The sequence below is a fragment of the Neolewinella lacunae genome, from assembly GCF_014349155.1.
Classification (GTDB): Bacteria; Bacteroidota; Bacteroidia; order Chitinophagales; family Saprospiraceae; genus Neolewinella; species Neolewinella lacunae.
Window position 1 is genome coordinate 61,107 of record NZ_JACSIT010000138.1, and the last position, 19,295, is coordinate 80,401.

Consider the following 19,295-nt stretch of genomic DNA (forward strand, 5'->3'; position numbering starts at 1 on the left):
AATTTGGATCGGTTTTTGTTTAAAGTCCTTCTTGTAAGGGCCAGGAGAGGCATAATCGGGTGCCTTGCCCCGGCGTGGACGCGATGGCTACGCGGGCACCAATGGAGTCCGCTTTTTCCTGCATATTATCGACGCCGTAGCCCCCCGTCCCCCTTTTTTTCTCACCGGGCTGAAAGCCTTTGCCGTTGTCGGTAACCTCTATGTGGAGGAGTTTATCCGTTTCGTGCATGGTTACCAGGACGTGGGTTGCCCCGGCGTGTTTGGCAATGTTGTGCCAGGCCTCCTTCACCACCAGGGTGAGGTTGCGTTTGTGGCGGCTGCTCAAGACGAAGGCAGGATTTTCAAGGGTCTCCTGGAATTGATAGTCGATGTGGCGATCCGCGAAAAACGCTTCTCCGGCGGCGCGGAGTTGCTCGCCGAGGTCGCAGAGGCTGACGCGGCGGTTATCGAGGGCAAAGATGATGTCTCGGACATTTTGCAAGGAGTTCCGGGAGAGTTCGTTGATGCGGGTAAGTTCCCTTTCGGTGGTGGGGTTGGCCTCAGTGAGGAGGAGTTCTTCGCTCAGGTAGAGGATGCTGGAAATTTGTCCGCCCAAATCATCGTGGACTTCGCCGGCGATGCGGTCCCGCTCGGCGGCAATCCGGGCCTGGGCTTCTTGCAGGCGCTGCTGCTTGAGACGCTCCCGGTGGAGTAAGGCGGCGTAAATGGCGAACAAGATCACGGCAATGGCGAGCACGGCCGCAATTCGGAACCAAGTCGTTTGCCAATAGGGGGGATTGATGCGAATGCGCAGGGTTTGTTCTCCCGCCGGCAAGCCGTAGGCATTGATGGCAGTCAGCCGGAGGGTGTACTCATCCGGGGGCAGGTTGGGATAGCGCACGGTGGTGCCCGGCAGTACCCGGATGGGCTGCTTATCGTATTCCACCAGCTGGTACTCCAGTCCGCTGGCGGCTGAACTGTGCTGGCTGACGGTGGAGAGGCCAAAATCGAGGGTGTTTTGTCCGTAGGGCAGCACAATCCACTCCCCTTGCCGGGCGCTACTGTCGAGGCGGTACGGCCGGTCGTTGACCCGAAACTGGGTGAGGTAGGGGGTGGCGAGCGCCTCGGAAGTAACTGCTGCGGGATCGAAAGCGAGGATGCCCTGTTCCGTTCCCAGCCAGATTTCGCCATCGGGAAAAACAATGGGAGTAGCTCGGGAGAAGCGTTCGACGGGCAAGCCCACCGCCTGGGAAAAATAGGTATGCAGGCCGGTTGAAGGATCAAAGACAAAAAGGCCAATTTGAGTAGCGTACCAGATGCGGTGGTCTTTCCCTTCGGTGATGGCCACGATGTTGAGTTCCCGGTTGTTGCCCGCGCCGTTGTAAAGCAGCACGGCGCTGGTATCTTTTAGGAGGTACAGGCCAGCACTCGTGCCGAGGTAAGTTTGGCCGCCGGCAGTTTGGGTCAGGCAATTTATTTCTGCGGGAAGGGGGATTTTGTGATCGACCCGCAGGCCCGACGCCGTCCAGGTGACGTGCCAGAGCCGCGTCCCCTGCACCACCAGGTAGAAGGTAGTATCCGTCAGGGGGAACAAAGAGGTAAACTGTTGGCCTTCCTCCAGCGCCAGGGGGTCGGTCGATTCAGGGTCTTGCCCTAGTTTCCAGACCCGAGAATTGAGGAGAAAAATCGCCTCGCCGTCGGGGCCTTCGAATACGCCACGACCGATGGACTCCGGCACGGGCTCGGTCCGCCAGGCACCCGTGGAGAAATTGTAGATGGTCACGGCAGCTTGTCCGTGCAGGTAAGCGTTTTGGAATGAAGTAAAGATCAGGGGCCGGAAAAATCCGGGGGGAAGGTCAGCCCGCTCACTTAGGTCTTCCCAGGCAATGGCTTGGCTGGCCTGGCGAGTAGCAGCGTAAACTGCTCCGCCCCAGGTGGTCGCCAAAATTTCACCGTTAGGCAGCTGGCGTAAATCGGAAAGCCTCCCGGCCGGAGGACCCGCCAGCAGGCGGAAACTACCGGGCTGAAGATTGATGACCTCCAGCCCTTCCGTTGGCAGCGTGGCCCAAAGCGCGTTTTGGCCGTCAAAGTAGAGGTTTTCTACGGCATTTGAGCGGAGACCCATTGTTGCATCTACCAGCAAATGCGTTTGCAGATCGGGCAGGGAAAGTTGAAAGATTCCTTGTTCCTTCTGGTTGAAGTAGACCAACCGTCCAGGCCCCTTCGCCAGGCCGGTAATGCCTGCCCCGGCGGAGGGTATTTTACGTATGCGAGGCTCCGCCGGGGCTCCCGTCAGCAGCAGCAAGCCCTCATCGGTAGCCAATAGCACCGTATCCCGTCCCTGGGCTACGGTGCTGGTTACTTTATGGGGAAAGTTCAGGCTGAGAGGGGTCGCCGGTTTTTCGTCCTCTTGGATCCGGAAATATTCGAGCCCTGGCCCTATCCAGAGGCTTCCCAGGATGATGAATTGGCGGTTTGCCGCCGGAATCACGGTGAGGTGTACCGCAGCTGTTGGGCCTGCCAGCCTCCGGTAGCTGCCCGTATTTACGGCGTATGCCCAGAGCTGATCGGCCGCCCGCAGCCACAATTCCTGCTTTTGGTCGTCAAAATAAAAAGGCCGGTACTCTTCCGTCATCAACTGCCCATCGTGGCGGAGTTGTAGTGTCGTGAAGGCTTCCTGTTGGGGGTCGTAGGTGTGGAGCGCGGAGTAAGTAGAAAACCACAGCCGTCCAGAAGCATCGGGGAACATGGGACTTTGGACGTTCTGCGTATGCAAAATATCCGCCCGGGGGTCCTTGATCAGGACTTTCGTGGCCACGCTGCCGTCAAAACGCGTCAGGCCATTCGTCCCGCCGATCCAGCAGAAGCCATCGGGGGTACGCGAAACAAAACGCTGTTCTTCGGGCGTGGGCAATTGGGAACGTCCCAGGTGCGTCACACTGGTTTGGGCCAGCACGCTGGAAGCTGGCAGCAAAAGCCCACAAAGCAAACTTGTTTTCAGCAAGGCCAGTACCCTCCTCATCCCTTATTTTTTCTACCCGCTCTGCCCGTAAGCCAGTACCAGAAATCGCGCAGACGGTCAAAAAAGTCTTTGTGGACCGGCGGAAGGCGTACGTCATGAGGCAGCTCCAATAGGACGGTATCCATACCATTAAACTTTTTACTGACCAGCGCGCTCCGGAGCTTTGATACCGCTATCTCATCCAAGCCCTGCTCCTCAGCTCTGGCGGCGGTGGCCACCGCCTGGATGTAGTACCAGTAGTTGGGGCAAGGGGCCATCAAGGTGGCTTCGGGAAGGAACTGTACCGCGCCGCCCACGCCGCCACTGCCACCGCTTGCAGCGCTCTTTGCCACTCCGCCTTCGTTGCTTACCAGCGGCTCTACCTTCAGACTGAAGCCTTTGCTTCCTTCGGGCACGGGGAGTTGGGTGTGGGTGCCAACCAACGTTTTTTCATCAATCACCATCAGGGGGTGCTGCATCGAGAGGAAGTTGACGCTGGCACCGCTGAAGAACAGGTCATTGTAGCCCTTCCCGCTTTGTCCTAAGTAGGTCTTCATCAGGTCCAGATCGGAACGGGACATGAAGGCCAGTTCCCCGTATATTTCGTATCCATCCAATCGGGCCAGGTGCAGCAAGGTATCATCCACCATCGTGGGTTGAAGCAGGTCGAAGGCCTGGTTATAGTCAAGCGGGCCGGTTGAGGTCGAAATCCCCGTCATCCGGTTAGCGTAAATTTTGGGGCGAACCAGGCCTTCGCCCACCAATTTTACGTCGATGGCCAGGTTGGGACCATCAGCCACGAGGTTGATTTGGTTGATCTTGATGTCCTTGATCAGTACGCTATCCGGAGCCGTGGCGCTGTACGGGGGAAAGAGGAATACCCAGCCCAGTGGTTTAGTGGATACACCTCCTTGTTGCGTATCCACTACGGAAGCCAGGAGGTCTCCGAGCTTGTTCAGGGTAAAACCAGCGGTAAACCGCATGGCTTCTGCCTCAACCTTGGTGGCAGCCAGGGAGGCGAAGCGTTCGGCGAGGCTTTGGTTGTTGAGGGGGGCGTAGTTCCCGCCCGCAGCAATGATGTGGGGATCCGTAATGGCCATGGCTAGTCAGTGTATGGGAGTGTTATTTGAGAGTGGGAGAGCAATAATCCGGGGTAAAGATCGGAGCCAGTGACACTCGCCCCACCTTAACTTTGGTTATATACCGGTGTTCCCTGGCGTTGGACACCAAGACCTTGAAGCACTTACTGCTCAACGGGCAAGCCCCTCCTTTGTCATTACGAAAAGTACTGGAAATCCGGGGGATTTGCAAATGCCACTGGCCGGGGACTAACAAAAGTTATAGTCCGGCCTACCTCAGTCACCCCGAACTTTGGGTCCGTAAGCAGCTCAAGCCTTCCTCATCCGTTTTGTCTTGCTACCTGATAATCCCCTGAACAGTTCCCAACCCACCTGAAATCACTTTGCTCTAGTGTTAACGCCATCCGTAACCCGGGTGGCTTTTTTTTTGAGCGAAAATGCCCCAGCACGGTGAAGTACTGGGGCATCGCTTAACTCATTTTGATCTCTTCGTCGTCGGCGTCGAAGAACTTGTAGGTCGTGATCGGGAAGTCGCCGTCCTGGACGATCTGCAACCAACGGTAGTACTTCAGGTACCACTTCATCTGGGTGCTCGGCATGCCGCGTTTGAGGTAGGCTGCCACGTAGGGGTGAACCTTCAGTTTGAGCTTGGCCTTGGGCCGTGCTTCCATGATGAAGTTGAGGTCGCGCTCAATATCGTCCGTCAGCAGAATGGTGGCGTTGATTTTGCCCGTTCCGTTGCAGGTCGGGCATTTCTCGGCGGTCGTGATTTTTACCTCAGGGCGAACGCGCTGCCGGGTGATCTGCATCAGGCCGAACTTGCTCAGCGGCAATACCGTATGCTGGGCCCGGTCGTTCTTCATGGCTTTGCGCATGGCCGAGGCTACTTCCTTGCGGTGTTCGGCATCGCGCATATCGATGAAGTCAATGACGATGATGCCGCCAATGTCGCGCAGCCGCAATTGGCGGGCAATCTCCTCGGCGGCCTCCATGTTGATCTTGAGCACCGCCTCCGCCTGGTTCTGGCTAGGCATCTTGTTGCCACTGTTCACATCGATGGTGTGCATCGCCTCGGTGTGCTCGATGACGATGTAAGCACCACTCGGCATGGTGGCCGTTTTACCAAAGCTGCTTTTGATCTGCTTGGTGATGGAGTAATGATCAAAGATCGGTTTCGGGCCCTTGTGCAATTGAACGATGTTGGCTTTTTTCGGGGAGATTTCCGTGACGTACTTGCGTACCGTCTCGAAGAGGTCTTTATCGTCTACTACGATGCGGCTGAAGTCCGGGGTAAGCAGGTCGCGCAGCAGGCCAGTGGTTTTGTCGACCTCGCTGAGCAGTTTGGCCGGAGCCTTGGCGGTCTTGGCCGCCTCGTAAATGGTTTCCCATTTGGCCGTCAGGATTTCCACTTCCTCCAGGAGCTCGCTCACCCCTTTGCCTTCGGCAGCGGTACGGACAATGACGCCGAAGTTTTTGGGGCGGATGCTTTCGATCAATACATGGAGGCGCTTGCGCTCCTCGCTCGTGCTGATCTTTTTCGAGACCGCCACGGAATCGTTGAAGGGCGTCATCACCAAAAAACGGCCCGGAATCGTAATCTCACAACTCAGGCGGGGGCCCTTGGTGCTGATCGGTTCCTTGAGCACCTGGGTCATGATGATGTCCTTTTTCTTGAAGACTTCGTCAATCTTGCCCGTTTTCACAATTTCCGGCTCCATCACGAAATTATCGAGCTGAGCCGTGGGGTTTTTGCCAGCGGCGGTAGTCTTGGCAAATTTTTGGAGGGACCGGACTTTCGGGCCCAGATCGGTGTAATGCAAAAACGCATCCTTCTTGTGCCCGATATCGACGAAGGCTGCGTTGAGGGGGGCAGTTACCCGGGTAACCTGCCCCACGAATACGTCGCCAACGGTAAACTGGTCGGTGGAGCGCTGGCGATGAATCTCCACCAGCGCCCCGTCTTCCAGCAGGGCGACTTCCACGGTGTTGCCCGTAGAAGAAACAATCATTTCTTTTTCCATGCTTAAAAGCTGGGTTGGCGAATGTAGCAAAGCCCACCGCCGGAGGTTACCGGGGTGGGATGGGAAATTACTTACATTCCATACCATTAAAGCATACCACCGCAAGAAGGGAAATATCCCGGAGCAATCAGAGGCATTCGCCTGCGCGGTTGGCCATCAGCGTGGATCTTGGGCACTCACTGTGTGCATTGACGCTGCCCGGGCGGGCACCTTCCCGTCTTCCTTCCCCCACCGGAAAACCGCTCAAGGGCAGTAATTTCCAAGGCAAAGGGAGGGCGAGAAGCCGCCGTTCAACTGGGTAACAAGACAAAAACAAACAGCAGCACCGGGTTTGCACCTCGTTTTAAATCATCGCACTAAGGCCGCTGAACCAGAAATTATTCAGTTGGGGGAAGTTGACCGTCGCACGCCCGCGTGGGGCGGCAGATGACGGTGAAGCTCTTTTTGCCACTCCCTTTGGCAGGAGATAGCGGGTTGGGTTGAATGGCCCGATTCTGGTTGATGGCAGGGCACCAAAGACAAGGGTAGGTCTTTATCGTTCAGGTGAGTGTCCTTGATGATGCTAAACTGATAAACGGAGGCGAAAGGGCTGAAAGTAAAACCGTTGCAAGGGCTGAAGCCAGCGCACCGAAACAAACCAGCAGGCCCGGCCGGAGTACCGTAGTACCCCGGCCGGCGTGGTATGTTGCAGTTCTCAAAGGAGAGAACTAGCGGTTTTTCTTCTTGTGGCGGTTCTTACGCAGACGCTTTTTCCGCTTGTGCGTAGCGATCTTATGACGCTTCCGCTTTTTTCCACACGGCATAGGTTAGTCGTTTTGGGTTAAAAAATATGGTTTCGATCGTTATCAGGAGTCAACTTCCCAGCGCAGAGCTGGTGGGCTGATCCGGCAAAGGTAGCGTTTCCGGGGCAAGTTTGGTGCTGCTTTACGGCGGCGAACGCCAGCGGGCTTACCAAACCACCTTAGATACTACACCTGAGAAGGTCTTATTGTTGGCTTCCCACCGCAGTACGGCGTGCTGCCACTAGTTCAGCACAGCGCGCACCCAGGGTGGCCGCTTCCTCGTTTTTCCCCAGATTTTCGTACACCTGGGCCAGGGGGCATACGGCATCGGGGTTGTTGGGGGCCAGTTCCAGCGCCTGCTCCAGGCGCCGGGCGGCGTTCTCGAGCTGGTTGGTTTTGATCGCCAGTTGGCCTAGGGTGATGTACACCCGAGCGTTCTCGGGGTAGCGTTCTACCAGTTCGCGCAGCAGCAGAATGCCTTTCATGGGCTCATTGGCTGGCGGGTAGTCGGTATAACTCAGCGCCAGGTTGATCCGGTGCTCGGGGTCGTCGGGGTCCAGGCTGATGGCCGCCTGGTAAGCCTGTTCGGCCTGGCTGGCGCAAAACTGCCGGGTTTTAGCGTCACTGTCCTCCCGTTGGAGGCAGATGCTGAAGGTGGTTCCCGTGATGCTCCAGGCCGCTTCGGTGTTGGCCAGTTCAGCGATTTGCCGGGCGTAAACGCCGGAGATGGCCGGGTGGCCAGCGCGGTACCATTCGCCCGCCATTTGTTCCAGCACCCGGATGCGGCTCGTATCCCCTTCTGCCAGCGGCCGGAGCTGATCCTCCAGGTTGGCCAGGGTAGCGATCTGCACCGGGCTTAGTTCCGCGCGGGCCGCCCGGATGAGCGACTCCAGGCCAGTAGCTTCCAACGGGCCTCGGTCTATGCCACTAGCCATATCCGGCGGCCTCACCGGGCATCCCCAGTAAGTCACCAGCACCAAAAGCAGGCATACCGCAACGGCAATCCACTGGCTTTTGCCCATTAGTCGTTGTCTTCTTCGTCGGGCAATTCCGTTACCTTGTCTTTCACCTGCTCTACGAAAATCTTAGCTGGCTTGAACGAGGGAATAAAGTGCTCGGGGATCTCAATGGCTTTGTTTTCCTTGATGTGGCGGCCGATTTTTTTCGCCCGGCGCTTCACCACAAAAGAGCCAAACCCACGAATGTAAACGTTCTCTCCCTGGGCCAAACTGATCTTCACCTCCCGGAAAAAGCTTTCCAGAGAGACCAACACATCCACCTTTGGGATGCCAGTTTTATCGGAGACGGTAGCGACGATATCAGCTTTCCTCATCTTATTTTTCTTGTTCGTTGGGAGTGGTTTTTCTAAAGCGACGCAAATATCGCAATTTCTTCGGGTTTAAGAACACTATCAGACATTATTTATTTAAAATCAGGCAGTTACAGTGGCCAGAGCCAGGCTGTCCAGCCCGTTTGCCCCTCTTCGGGGCCGTCTTTTTACGCCGCTTTGACGTTCGGAGGTGGGCGCGGCCGCAGGTGCTGGCCCGCGGACGCAATAGCTGGGGAAGTCGAACGCCAGCTTCTGACCGATCCGGCTACCTCTCGCCCTTTCGTGGCTCCTCCAACCTTCCCCGGCACCTGCGACCGCGCAAAAAATCAACGCCCGAAATCGTTACGGCTGATGCCGAGCTTGTTCATTTTGCTCATCAGGGTGCGGCCGTTGACGTCCAGCAGTTCCGCCGCTCCGCCGGGTCCGGTGATTTTGCCCTTGCAACGGCGCAGGGCCTCGATGATGTAGCGCCGCTGCATTTCTTCGAAGGGCACGAGGGCGTCGGTACCGCTGAAGCCGATGCCCTCTTCGCTGCGGTCCGTGCGCCTGAGTGCGCGCAGGCTCGCCCCCAGGTTGAGCGTGGAGCCGTTGGCCGTAATCACCGCCCGCTCCACCAGGTTGATGAGCTCGCGGACGTTACCCGGGAAGTCGTAGGCCACCAGCTCGTTGAGGTCCCGCTGGTTGATCTGGGTGATGGTGCGGCCCATCTTTTCGGCGTACTGCCGGGTGAAGTGGTTGACCAGCACCGGGATGTCTTCGCGGCGTTCGCGCAGGGGCAGGTTGTGGATGGGGAAAACGTTGAGGCGGTAATAAAGGTCTTCCCGGAAGCGGCCCTCCTTGATCATGCGTTCGAGGTTGCGGTTGGTGGCGGCCACCACGCGGACGTCTACCGAAATGACCTCATTGGAGCCGATGCGCTGAATCTCTCCCTCCTGCAAGGCCCGCAGCAGTTTGGCCTGCATATCGAGCGGCATCTCCCCGATTTCATCCAGGAAGAGGGTACCGCCGTTGGCCAGTTCGAATTTCCCTTTCTTCTGGGCGAAAGCACCGGTGAAGGCACCCCGTTCATGGCCAAAAAGCTCGCTCTCGATCAGGTTTTCGGGCAAGGCGGCGCAGTTGACGCTGACCATGCGCCGGCTGCCCCGACTGGAAAAATTGTGGATGGACTGGGCCAGGAGCTCTTTGCCCGTCCCCGTCTCCCCGGTGATGAGCACGGTAGCATCGGTGCCCGCCACCTGGCCGATTTGCCCCAGGATGCGCTGGTATTTTTTGGAGACGGTCAGGATGGGCCCTGCGGCGTGGACGGTCTCGATTTCGGCCTTGAGCACTTCATTTTCGCTTTCCAGCTGGGCCCGCAACTCGTCTACCCGCTTTTTGGCCTGGGTCAGGCGGCGTTTGTTGTTGTGCTCCTGGGTGACGTCGCGACAGAGCACGCAGAGGAACAGCCGGGTTTCGGCGGCGACGGGTTCGAAGTGAACTTGCAGCGTCCGTTCGGTGCCACCGGGGTCGGTGTAAACGTAGTCGGTGGCGGCCTGAAGACGGGCCTCCAGGCGGTCCTGGCGAACTTGCCCGAGGGAAGGAACCTCGAGGTCGGGGAGTAATTCCTGAAGGGAGAGGCCCGTCAGTTCGCGGCTGGTGAGGCGGCTGAGCTTGCGGCGGGCAGCAGTGTTGAGCCACACGATTTGGCCGTCTTTATCCAGCCAGACGACCCATTCCTGAAGCATATCGAGGGTGGCGGATTGGAGCGCCCGGAATTCGGCATCTTCCTGGTTGCGGCTCACGTCGTGGGCGACTACAATGGCCAGTTCTTTGCCGTCTTCGCTGCGGTGCAGGTGAAGATTGGCCTGGATGGGGCTGGTGCCACCGTCTTTTCGCAGGGTGGAGAGCCTCAGTTCCTGATACGGCTGGGTAGGCAGGGCCCGCAGGGCGCTCTTCAGGGCGGGAAGGGCGGCTTCTTCCACCAGGGCGGCGAGGTTTTGGGATTGGAGTTCGCGGCGGCTGAAGCCGGTTTGTTCGCAGGCCCGGGCGTTGGCGAAGACGATGCTTTCGGTGGGCAGGTCCACCCAGTAGACGGCATCGAGGCTGTGGTCGAGGCTGGCCGTCCAGACGCCTGCCTCGCCGACGGGGATGGGGTTGGCGCGGTGCTGCTGTTCGGGGCGGAGGGTGCCGTAGAGTTTGTAAACCTCCAGTTCGTTTTCTACGGAGTTGCCGCGCAGCCAGTAATTTTTGCTTTCCCCCTGGGCATCGGCCAGGGTGAGGGCTTGTTCGAAAGGCTTGGCCGAGGCCAGGGACCGTTGGTAGGTACTCTGGGCTTCGCGCAGGTGGGCGGCCGACACCTGGGGGGTGATTTTGGCCAGGAATTCTGCCGCCGGGTAAAAGTCCCTTTCGGGCGACCACCCCAGCCAGCGCCGGACATTGGCGGCCAGGTAGACCTGCCCGGTGCTGAGGTTGTATTCCCAGCCGCCCACTTCGCCGTCGCGCTGCACCGCCTCCAACAGGTCGGCTTCCCGCCGGCCCGCCTCCGTGGAAGAAAAAACGACCAGGCACAGCCGGTTGGCGTCCTGAAAATCATCGAAGCTGACCCAGCCACGGACGCTGAAGAGCTTGCCGGCAGCATTGACGAATTCCGTTTCCAGGCGTTCGCGCCCGGGGTCGGGCAGTTGGGCCCAAAACTTCTTCCAGCCCATGAGGCTGAAATGGGGGTTGATTTCGAAATAGGACAGCTCGGCCAGCCGGGCGAGGTCATAGCCAAGCAACTGGGCGGCTACGGTATTGCCCCCGCGGATCTTCCCCGCCTGGTCAATCCACACCACCCCTTCGGCCAGAAGGCTGAATGCTGCCTGGTGACGGTGCAGCGAAGTATGGGCGGGGGTTTCCGGCATGGGTAGCGAGTGACCCGGGCGAAGATAGCCCTTGGCGAACAATTGGGGAATTGCCTTGGGGTGTTTGGCGAGACGCCCCGGCACCAACATTCGAATATGTTCGAATGTCCGTCTTGGCAAATGTTAAGGAGCTGGGTTACAGCGTCCCGATCATGTCTTCCGGCTTCACCCAGGCGTCGAAATCTTTGGCGGTGACGTAGCCCAGTTCGATGGCGGCGGCCTTCAGGGTAGTGTCTTCGTTGTAGGCTTTCTTGGCAATGGCGGCGGCCTTATCGTAACCGATCCTGGTATTGAGGGCGGTGACGAGCATTAGGCTGTTATCGAGGTGCTGCTTGATCATCTTGCGGTTGGGCTCGATGCCGAAGGCGCAGTTTTCCTCGAAGCTGCGGGCGGCGTCGCCGATGAGGCGGGCCGACATGAGGAAGTTGAAAATCATCATCGGCTTGAAGACGTTGAGCTCGAAGTGGCCCGTTGCGCCGCCAATGTTGATGGCCACGTCGTTGCCCAACACCTGGGCCATGGCCATGGTGAGGGCTTCGCTCTGGGTGGGGTTCACCTTGCCGGGCATGATGGAGCTGCCGGGCTCGTTGGCCGGGATGATGATTTCGCCGATGCCCGAGCGGGGGCCGCTGGAAAGCATGCGGATGTCGTTGCCAATTTTCATCAGGCTGACGGCCAGCGTTTTCAGTGCGCCGTGCGCTTCGACGATGGCGTCGTGGGCGGCCAAAGACTCAAATTTGTTCTCCGCCGTGCGGAAGGGCAGGCCCGTGAGTTTGGCAATTTCTCCGGCTACGTGGACGTCGTAGCCCTTCGGCGCGTTGAGCCCGGTTCCTACGGCGGTACCGCCCAGGGCCAGTTCGGCCAGGTGATCGAGGGTATTGCGCAGGGCCTTAAGGCCATGGTTGAGCTGGCTGACGTAGCCGCTGAACTCCTGGCCCAGCGTCAGCGGGGTAGCGTCCATGAAGTGGGTGCGGCCAATTTTGACCACCTCCATCATTTCCGTTGCTTTGGCCTGGAGGCGGTCGCGGAGCTGTTCCACACCGGGGATGGTGACGTCCACCAGCATCCGGTAGGCGGCGATGTGCATCGCGGTGGGGAAGGTATCGTTGGAAGACTGGCTCTTGTTGACGTCGTCGTTGGGGTGGAGGGCTTTTTCGGCATCGTTGAGGCTACCGCCGGCGAGGACGTGGCCGCGGTTGGCGATGACTTCATTGACGTTCATGTTGGACTGGGTACCGGAGCCCGTCTGCCACACGACGAGGGGGAATTCGTCGTCGAGCTTACCCGCCAGTATTTCGTCGGCCACTTGCCCGATGAGTTTGGCCTTGCCTTCGTCGAGCACGCCGAGGGCGACGTTGGTCTGGGCAGCGGCCTTTTTCAGGATGGCAAAAGCGCGGATGATCTCCGTCGGCATCCGCTGCCCGCCGATGTCGAAATTGGTGAAACTCCGTTGGGTTTGCGCTCCCCAGTAGCGGTGGGCGGGTACCTCTACGTATCCGATGCTGTCTTTTTCCTGGCGGGTCTGGCTCATGCGGCTGGGCTATTTTTTTCGGGGACGAAGGTAGCCATTACGGGGCGATTTCCAATGGGGCAGCACAATCTGCGACGAAGCAGCAGGGTAACGAAAAGCCCTACCACCGGGGCTGAGCCTCCAGGTTCAGTACCCACTTTGCTCCGATGGCAAATGCTCCACCGGGCCTGATCAACTAGGAGGTGCCCAGACTAGCGGGCAAAAACCTGGGTCCAGTAAAAATCGCGCTCCCCCACGCCCAGAAATTGGTAATTCGCTCCCATAATGTTTTTACAATGGCCTTCGCTCTCCAGCCAGGCGCGCATGACGGCCTCGACGCTGCGGTAGTTCCAGGCGACGTTCTCGCCGACGGCCCGCCAGGTGAAGCCAGCGCGGGTGACGCGGTCGCCTACCCGGGAGCCATCGCTGCCCAGGTGCTGCATCTTGCGGTGGCGGGCCTGGTCTTCGGAATGTGCCTGGGCGGCATCACTCAACTGAGGGTGCAGGCGCAGCGCCGGCACGGCCGGCATCCGGGTCGTACCGCAAAGGCAACCACTGCCGCGTACGGCATTGACCCGTTGCAAAAATTCCTGGGCCATGGCCGTCGCTCCATCGGGCGCAGGATCGGCTACGGGTGCGGTGGGTTCATCTTCTGCCGCCGGTTCGCCGGTAACGATGTCGGTCTCGCAGCCACAGGACAAGAGGGCCAACAGCAAAAGAATGGGGAGGAAACGCAGGAACATGGGCTAAAGTCGTTCGGTGAAAGTAGCAAGGAAACGACTTTGGGGGGCGGGGATTGCATATCTAGTGCAATAGTTCATAGTTCATAGTTCATAGTTCATAGTTCATAGTTCATAGTTCAAAAGCAGCAAGATTCTATGTTCAAGTGAACTATCGACTACTGAACTATGAACTACAAGACTAGTGAACTACCCCCCCTTCCGCTTCATCACCCCATCCAAAGGAGCCACCGTCGGCTTCACCCGCCGCGCCGTATTGATGAACCATACCCCCGTCAGCAACACCGCCCCGGCCACCAGGGTCTGGGTACTGATGGCTTCCTTGTTCAACCAGGCACCGAGCAAAACGGCTACTACGGGATTGACGTAAGTACTCGTCGATGCCTTATCCGGAGTGACCTTCACCAGCAAATAGTTGAAGGCCGTATAGGCCACCACCGAACCAAAAACCACCAGAAAGGCCCAGGCGAAAAACGAACGCGCCGTCATCTGCCCCGGGCTCCACCCTGCCCATTCACCGAGGGAGGCACTGAAAATCAACAAGAGCGTCCCGCCCACCAGCATCTGCATGGCGGAGGTGCGAAAGCGGTTCTTGCCCATATCTAGGCGGGAGGAGATCGTCATACCCAGGCCCCAGCAGAGGAGTCCCGCCAGGATACCGAAGATGCCCTTCCCGCCCCCCCCTTCGCCCAACGACGCTGGCTGGTTGATCAGCAGGGCCATGCCGCCAATGCTGATGGCTGCCCCGATGAAGGCGCGCGCAGGCGGACGGTTATCGAGCAATACCCACATCATTGTCATCACCACCAGGGGCTGGAAGGAGATCAGCAGGGCCGTCGTGCTGGTGGGTACCCACTGCTGGGCCCACACCACCGCCCCTACGCCAATGGTCAGGAACAGGAAACCGATGATGCCCGCGTTCTTCCACTGCCGAAGCGTTGGCCGCTCCTTGTCCCCCACGAAAAAAGAGAGCAGGTAAAGAATCGTTCCCGCCGCCAGGAAGCGGAAGCCCGCCATGCCGAAGACCGGGATGGTCTCAATGGCCCAGTAATTAGCCAGGTAGGTAGAGCCCCAAACCACGTACGTGCAAAAGAAGGCCCCGATGATGAGCCACTGCTCTTTGTTCATGTTGATTAAGTTTGGGTAGAGCGGGCGGCGAAAGTACTTACCGCGGCCCGCATTGTCGTCCCTGGGTTTGATCCGCCAGCGCTTGAAGAATGAATTAGGGCCAGTTCATCATCCGTTCTTCCAGCGCTAGTCTATCTTTGCGCAAAATAACCGACAATGATTCGCTTTAACAGCATACTTCCCTCCGGACTTTTAGTTGCCTGCGCCTTGATCTTTCTGGGGTGCCAGCCCCAGGATAAGGGGGGGGCCACCGCCACCCCCGCCAGTGAGAACGCCGGTTCTGGCATGAACATCGTTTTCATTCGCCTTGATAGCCTTCAGACGGGTTACACCGAGCTGGCGGGAGAACTCAAGCGCCTGGAAGACAATGCCATGCTGGCCCAGGAAAACATCCAGAAACAAATTGCGGCGCTGGAAAAAGAAGTCCGTGGCCTCCAAAACCAGGTTCAACAGGGCCTCCTGGCCCCCAACCGCGTCCAGGCCGAACAGCAACGCATCGCCCAGCGGGAACAGCAGATCGCCCAGCAACGCGACCTGGCCCTCGGCAGCATTCAGGAAGACCAGATGCGCCTCCAGGCCCAGTTTGGCGATAAGGTGAAAGCCATCCTGGAAACCCTGCGCGAAGAGAAAGGCTACGACTATATCCTGAACCAAAGCGGCGGCTCTGCCGTCCTGGTTGCCGACGACGCCCACGACATCACCGACCTGGTACTGGAGCGCCTCAACGCCAGCCCGGCCACGCCCATGGCCACGGATACCGTACAGTAAGCATCAGAGAAAAAGCTTGCCATTGAGCCAGTTGTTCTCAATGGTCGCTTGCTGGGCAGCGTAAAATTTCAGGGCCTCCGTATTGGTGTCGATGATCTGCCACTTGAGCAATTTACAACCCTTGCGGCGGCCCTCCTCCAGCAGGGCATCCCACAGTTTCTGGCCCAGACCCTGCCGGCGGTAGCCCGGTTGCAGCACAAAATCTTCCAGGTAAAGCATGCGCCCTTTCCAGGTACTGTACATAAAAACGTACAGCGCCATGCCCACCACTTTGCCGTCCACTTCGGCCACCAGAGCGTGAAAAAAGCCTTCCCGGAAGTCGGTTTCGTAGGCCGCCAGGCTAGCCGTAAACTCGGGCAAGGCGTCTACGTAGTTGGCCAGTTCGGCCACCAGCCCGTGTAGGGCGGGCACGTCAGCGAGGGTTGCGGGGCGGATCTTCATAGTAAAGGAATAAAGGAGTAAAGGAGTAAAAGGGAGCCGTTCGCTACTAATCTATGAACTACTGAACTATGAACCAGATCAGGGCGCGGCCGCAGGTGCAAAGTTAGGGACTAATGAGCGGGGCATGCCCACGGTGGGGACGCAGGTTTTGCAACCACTGCTTTTGCCTGCTGCGCAGACTTTTTTGAACCACTAAGAACACGAAGAGGGACTAAGCGAGAAATCGACCAGGGCAAACGAGACGAGAAAGAAATCCTACCCCAAAAACCACACCTAATGAAAGGATGATCCAACCTCCCCGACCCTGGAGGGGTCGCTTGGGCAGCGTCGGGTACAACCCGACGTTTTCGATAAAAATCAACCAGGCGCCTATCTCTTGCGGCAGCCTATTAACTGCGCTGCTGCCTACAGCGGTCAAGCATTCCCCCGGTCTCGTGCGGTAGCTCATTCACACATTCACGCATTCACGCATTCGCGCATTCACTACCTTAGCCCCTGTTCCACCACCCCCTCCCATCCACCAGCAACTGCTCGCACAACTGACCCTCGGCACCGCCCGCCAGCCCCTCAGCGCCGAAGTGCGGGAGTGGCTCAGTCTGCGCGATGCGGTAGACCCCGCGGCTGACGACGCAGAGCAGCTCCTGGCCGCCTGGTGCATCGTGGAGCGGCTGGCCCGCCTGGAAGCCCGGCCAGGAAGCCTCTCCGCGCTGGGTTCTCCTGGCCCGGAAGAGCGCAATCCTCCCCCACCCCGGGTGGCGCGCGGACTGCAACTCATTCTGGAGGGTACTTATCCGGAAGTGTTGCCCGAAGCGATGCAGTGGCTGGAAGAAAAGCAGTGGTACGTCCCCCCGGCCCTCTTGCCGGCGTTGCTGGCCCGGGCGGCGGCGCTGGCGGAAAGTCAACCAGATTTTGCCGATGCCCTTCTGCGGGCGGGCGGGGCGCGGGCGGCTTGGCTCTGTGGGATCAACCCGGCCTGGGAGCAATTGTCGGTTGACTTTCCCTACTCCACCGCCTGGGAGCGCGCCGTCACTCCCGCCCAACGCGCGAGTGTACTACTAAGCTGGCGGCGACGCGACCCGGTTGCCGCCCGCACCGCCCTGACAGCCATGTGGGCGGGGCAGTCCCCAAAAAACCAGGAAAGCCTGGTTCGCACGCTGGCCGTAGGACTTTCGGCTGCCGATCACCCTTGGCTCCGGACCCAACTCGCTGCCCCGCGTAAGGGCGTCCGCCGGGAAATTCTCCAGCTCCTGGCGCAGTCCGAAGAAGCCCAGGCCATTGATGACTTACTGACCCTCGCTAGTTTTGCGGTGGCGGAGGATGGTCGGCTGCGCGAGGTAGCTACGGACCCGGCCGCCCAGGAAGTATTGGCGCGCTACGGAGGTTTGCGCGACCGCGAGAGCCTGGCTGCTTTCCTCCTGTCCACCCTACCGCCCCGGCTGTTGCCCGATCTGGTGGGGAAATCACCCCCGGCCTTCTGGGGCACCCTCAACCCGGCCCAGTTGAAACTCGTCGCCAGCACTTTACTGCGCAGCGGGACGGACGAAAAGCGCGAAGACTTCCTGCGCTTTGCCGTCGGCATCGACACGGCCCGCCTGCCCCTGGAACAAACCGTAAGTTTGGCGCAGGTCCTGTCCGCCGGGCACTTCGAGAAGCTGGTGCACGACTGGCTGGACCAGGAAAAGAACGTCCTGGCATTCGGGGGGTTGCCTCGCTTGCTGTTGCTGGCGCGCACAACGCCGTGGTCGGAACGCATCAGCAAGGCTTTTGTCCTGCAACTCGTCAGTGCCCTGCGCGACGCGCGCGACTTGCCACCGCAGTTGCAAAAAGACCTGCTGGCCCACTGGAATTTGGCTGCGCCGCTGCTTCACCCCCGCTTATTTCCCTGGCTGCGCACCCAGCTCAACACCATTACGGAGCGGGCCGATGGTTTTGGGAAGGCGGCTACGCGCACCCTCCAGTTGGTCGGTTTTCGGGCGGCTTTGCGGGAGTGATGAGCTTTACGGGGACTGGGGGAGTCTTATCTCAATGTACTACACTCTGCTATTGACTTTTTGCCGGAGAACACCTACCTTTGCGTGAGGAAGAGTTAAAAACCCTAGCAAGGTGGGACGGTTTACGATCATCTGTAAGCTATCCTAAACGTGCTGTGTGTTCGTCGCCCCTAGGTTGCTTCCTTTTCCTAATTGATGGGGTGATTTAGGTAAGTTTCCGGGCAGCTTTGCGGGAGTGATGGGGTTCGTTGACTCACCCTGCTCTCCCCCGTTGGGGGTTGGGGGGCGTCCTTACCCTGCACCTGCGACCGCGCCCAAGTACGCCTCCTGCGCCTGATAGTACCCAAACCCTGGCACCGAAAATGCCTTCAGAGCTCCCTCGTTTGCCGTATCTTTGCGGGAAATTTCCACTTATCCTTACTTACGTCGTCCGTCTTATGGCCCGTCGCCGTCAACTCCGCAACCTACTAAACGAAGAACAGCTACGCGCCCGCCTCAGCGCCGAGATGGAACCCCGCGTAACCTTCTCTTTCTACCGCTATGCGCAAATTGCCGATCCGCAGGCTTTCCGCGACGACTGCTACGCCGCCTGGGAATCCCTCGGCGTGCTGGGCCGTGTTTACATTGCCCACGAAGGGATCAACGGGCAGGTGTCCGTGCCGAGCTCCAACTTTCCGGCCTATCGCGATGCCCTTTACGCAGTGGATTTTATGGACGGGATGCGGCTCAACATTGCCATTGAGGCCGATGCGCCCTCTTTCCTGAAGCTGAAAATCAAGGTCCGGCCCAAGATTGTGGCCGATGGCCTCAACGACGCCACTTTCGACGTGACCAAGCGCGGCCGCCACCTGAGTGCACCGGAAGTGAACGCCTTGCTGGAACAGGAAGGCACCATTGTGGTCGATATGCGCAACCACTACGAGAGCGAGGTGGGCTATTTTGAAGGCGCGATCCGGCCCGACATCGACAATTTCCGCGACCTGTTGCCCGCCGTCGAAGAAATGCTGACCGACCACCGGGAGGCCAACATCGTGATGTACTGCACGGGCGGCATCCGCTGCGAAAAGGCCAGTGCGTACTACCTCCACCGGGGTTTCCCGAACGTAGCGATGGTCGATGGAGGCATCATCGATTACGCCCGGCAGTGCGCCGCCCTGGGCATCGAATCAAAATACCTGGGCAAAAATTTTGTCTTTGACGAGCGCCGGGGCGAACGCATCACGGAGCACATCGTCAGCCACTGCCACCAGTGTGGTACGCCTACCGACCGGCAGATCGACTGCGCCAACGTGGCTTGCCACCTGCTTTTTGTCCAGTGCCCCACTTGCGCGGCGGAATACAATGATTGCTGCTCCACGGAATGCCGCGATTTCCACGCCCTACCCACCGAGGAAAAGGCCCAGCAGCGGACCGAGCGGGTGTTCAACGGACAGAAGTACGGCAAGGCTATGCGGGCGTCTTTGTTGGAGAAGGGGGTGGCCAGGTTGGAATAAAAGGGGGAAGGGAGTGACGTGTCTCCCATTGCTGGGCCAAAGACATCTCCAAAGCGAAATCCGGCTGCGGCATGAGCCGGGAAAAGCGTACCCACGCAGAAAAAGCCCTTTGCCGGTGTACGCTGGTTGCGTGGATTGTTCTATCTTTCC

Annotated in this window: 13 protein-coding genes; 3 read left to right on the top strand and 10 right to left on the bottom strand. The window is 58.9% G+C overall.

Features of this window, described 5'->3' with window-relative positions; all coding sequences use genetic code 11:
• Positions 1-19 precede the first annotated feature (19 nt).
• The 9 genes from H9S92_RS14985 to H9S92_RS15025 form a co-directional block, all read right to left on the bottom strand.
• A complete protein-coding gene (locus tag H9S92_RS14985) occupies positions 20-3,001 on the bottom strand; it encodes a sensor histidine kinase (RefSeq protein WP_187467510.1) in 2,982 nt (993 codons plus the stop codon).
• Complete coding sequence (locus H9S92_RS14990; RefSeq protein ID WP_187467511.1) at positions 2,998-4,080, bottom strand: hypothetical protein; 1,083 nt, start codon at positions 4,078-4,080, stop codon at positions 2,998-3,000. The genes H9S92_RS14985 and H9S92_RS14990 overlap by 4 nt, the downstream gene beginning before the upstream one ends.
• 449 nt (positions 4,081-4,529) lie before the next feature.
• Complete coding sequence (locus H9S92_RS14995; protein WP_187467512.1) at positions 4,530-6,080, bottom strand: Rne/Rng family ribonuclease; 1,551 nt, start codon at positions 6,078-6,080, stop codon at positions 4,530-4,532.
• Positions 6,081-7,065: 985 nt separating this feature from the next.
• Entirely contained in the window at positions 7,066-7,884 is an 819-nt protein-coding gene (locus tag H9S92_RS15000; RefSeq protein ID WP_187467513.1) for a tetratricopeptide repeat protein, read from the bottom strand.
• Positions 7,884-8,195, bottom strand: coding sequence for an HU family DNA-binding protein (locus H9S92_RS15005; protein WP_187467514.1), 312 nt, complete (start codon positions 8,193-8,195; stop codon positions 7,884-7,886). Before H9S92_RS15005 ends, H9S92_RS15000 begins: the two co-directional genes overlap by 1 nt.
• A gap of 323 nt (positions 8,196-8,518) precedes the next feature.
• On the bottom strand, positions 8,519-11,074 hold the full coding sequence (locus H9S92_RS22690) for a sigma 54-interacting transcriptional regulator (protein WP_187467515.1): 2,556 nt from the start codon (positions 11,072-11,074) through the stop codon (positions 8,519-8,521).
• Between the two features lie 136 nt (positions 11,075-11,210).
• Positions 11,211-12,605 (bottom strand): class II fumarate hydratase, encoded by a 1,395-nt coding sequence (gene fumC, locus H9S92_RS15015; RefSeq protein ID WP_187467516.1) that lies wholly within the window; start codon positions 12,603-12,605, stop codon positions 11,211-11,213.
• Positions 12,606-12,796: 191 nt separating this feature from the next.
• Positions 12,797-13,327 carry a CAP domain-containing protein gene (locus tag H9S92_RS15020; RefSeq protein ID WP_187467517.1) on the bottom strand — a complete coding sequence of 177 codons (531 nt, stop codon included), beginning with the start codon at positions 13,325-13,327 and terminating at the stop codon, positions 12,797-12,799.
• Positions 13,328-13,513: 186 nt separating this feature from the next.
• A complete protein-coding gene (locus H9S92_RS15025) occupies positions 13,514-14,452 on the bottom strand; it encodes an EamA family transporter (protein ID WP_187467518.1) in 939 nt (312 codons plus the stop codon).
• Between the two features lie 156 nt (positions 14,453-14,608).
• Between H9S92_RS15025 and H9S92_RS15030 the strand changes: the two genes are divergently transcribed.
• On the top strand, positions 14,609-15,220 hold the full coding sequence (locus H9S92_RS15030) for an OmpH family outer membrane protein (protein ID WP_187467519.1): 612 nt from the start codon (positions 14,609-14,611) through the stop codon (positions 15,218-15,220).
• A 3-nt stretch (positions 15,221-15,223) separates the two neighbouring features.
• Here H9S92_RS15030 and H9S92_RS15035 read toward each other — a convergent pair whose 3' ends face one another.
• Entirely contained in the window at positions 15,224-15,661 is a 438-nt protein-coding gene (locus H9S92_RS15035) for a GNAT family N-acetyltransferase (protein WP_187467520.1), read from the bottom strand.
• Between the two features lie 527 nt (positions 15,662-16,188).
• On the opposite strand from H9S92_RS15035, the gene H9S92_RS15040 reads away from it, so the two are divergent.
• Positions 16,189-17,652 (top strand): DUF5691 domain-containing protein, encoded by a 1,464-nt coding sequence (locus H9S92_RS15040; RefSeq protein ID WP_454557408.1) that lies wholly within the window; start codon positions 16,189-16,191, stop codon positions 17,650-17,652.
• A 437-nt stretch (positions 17,653-18,089) separates the two neighbouring features.
• Positions 18,090-19,145, top strand: a complete 1,056-nt coding sequence (trhO, locus tag H9S92_RS15045; RefSeq protein WP_187467522.1) for an oxygen-dependent tRNA uridine(34) hydroxylase TrhO — start codon at positions 18,090-18,092, stop codon at positions 19,143-19,145.
• Positions 19,146-19,295: the final 150 nt, after the last annotated feature.

Excerpts from the sequence above, each read along its gene's own strand:
- H9S92_RS14985 (WP_187467510.1), bottom strand. The coding sequence starts at position 3,001 with ATGAGGAGGGTACTGGCCTTGCTGAAAACAAGTTTGCTTTGTGGGCTT.
- H9S92_RS14990 (WP_187467511.1), bottom strand. The coding sequence starts at position 4,080 with ATGGCCATTACGGATCCCCACATCATTGCTGCGGGCGGGAACTACGCC.
- H9S92_RS14995 (WP_187467512.1), bottom strand. The coding sequence starts at position 6,080 with ATGGAAAAAGAAATGATTGTTTCTTCTACGGGCAACACCGTGGAAGTC.
- H9S92_RS15000 (WP_187467513.1), bottom strand. The coding sequence starts at position 7,884 with ATGGGCAAAAGCCAGTGGATTGCCGTTGCGGTATGCCTGCTTTTGGTG.
- H9S92_RS15005 (WP_187467514.1), bottom strand. The coding sequence starts at position 8,195 with ATGAGGAAAGCTGATATCGTCGCTACCGTCTCCGATAAAACTGGCATC.
- H9S92_RS22690 (WP_187467515.1), bottom strand. The coding sequence starts at position 11,074 with ATGCCGGAAACCCCCGCCCATACTTCGCTGCACCGTCACCAGGCAGCA.
- fumC (WP_187467516.1), bottom strand. The coding sequence starts at position 12,605 with ATGAGCCAGACCCGCCAGGAAAAAGACAGCATCGGATACGTAGAGGTA.
- H9S92_RS15020 (WP_187467517.1), bottom strand. The coding sequence starts at position 13,327 with ATGTTCCTGCGTTTCCTCCCCATTCTTTTGCTGTTGGCCCTCTTGTCC.
- H9S92_RS15025 (WP_187467518.1), bottom strand. The coding sequence starts at position 14,452 with ATGAACAAAGAGCAGTGGCTCATCATCGGGGCCTTCTTTTGCACGTAC.
- H9S92_RS15030 (WP_187467519.1), top strand. The coding sequence starts at position 14,609 with ATGATTCGCTTTAACAGCATACTTCCCTCCGGACTTTTAGTTGCCTGC.
- H9S92_RS15035 (WP_187467520.1), bottom strand. The coding sequence starts at position 15,661 with ATGAAGATCCGCCCCGCAACCCTCGCTGACGTGCCCGCCCTACACGGG.
- trhO (WP_187467522.1), top strand. The coding sequence starts at position 18,090 with ATGGCCCGTCGCCGTCAACTCCGCAACCTACTAAACGAAGAACAGCTA.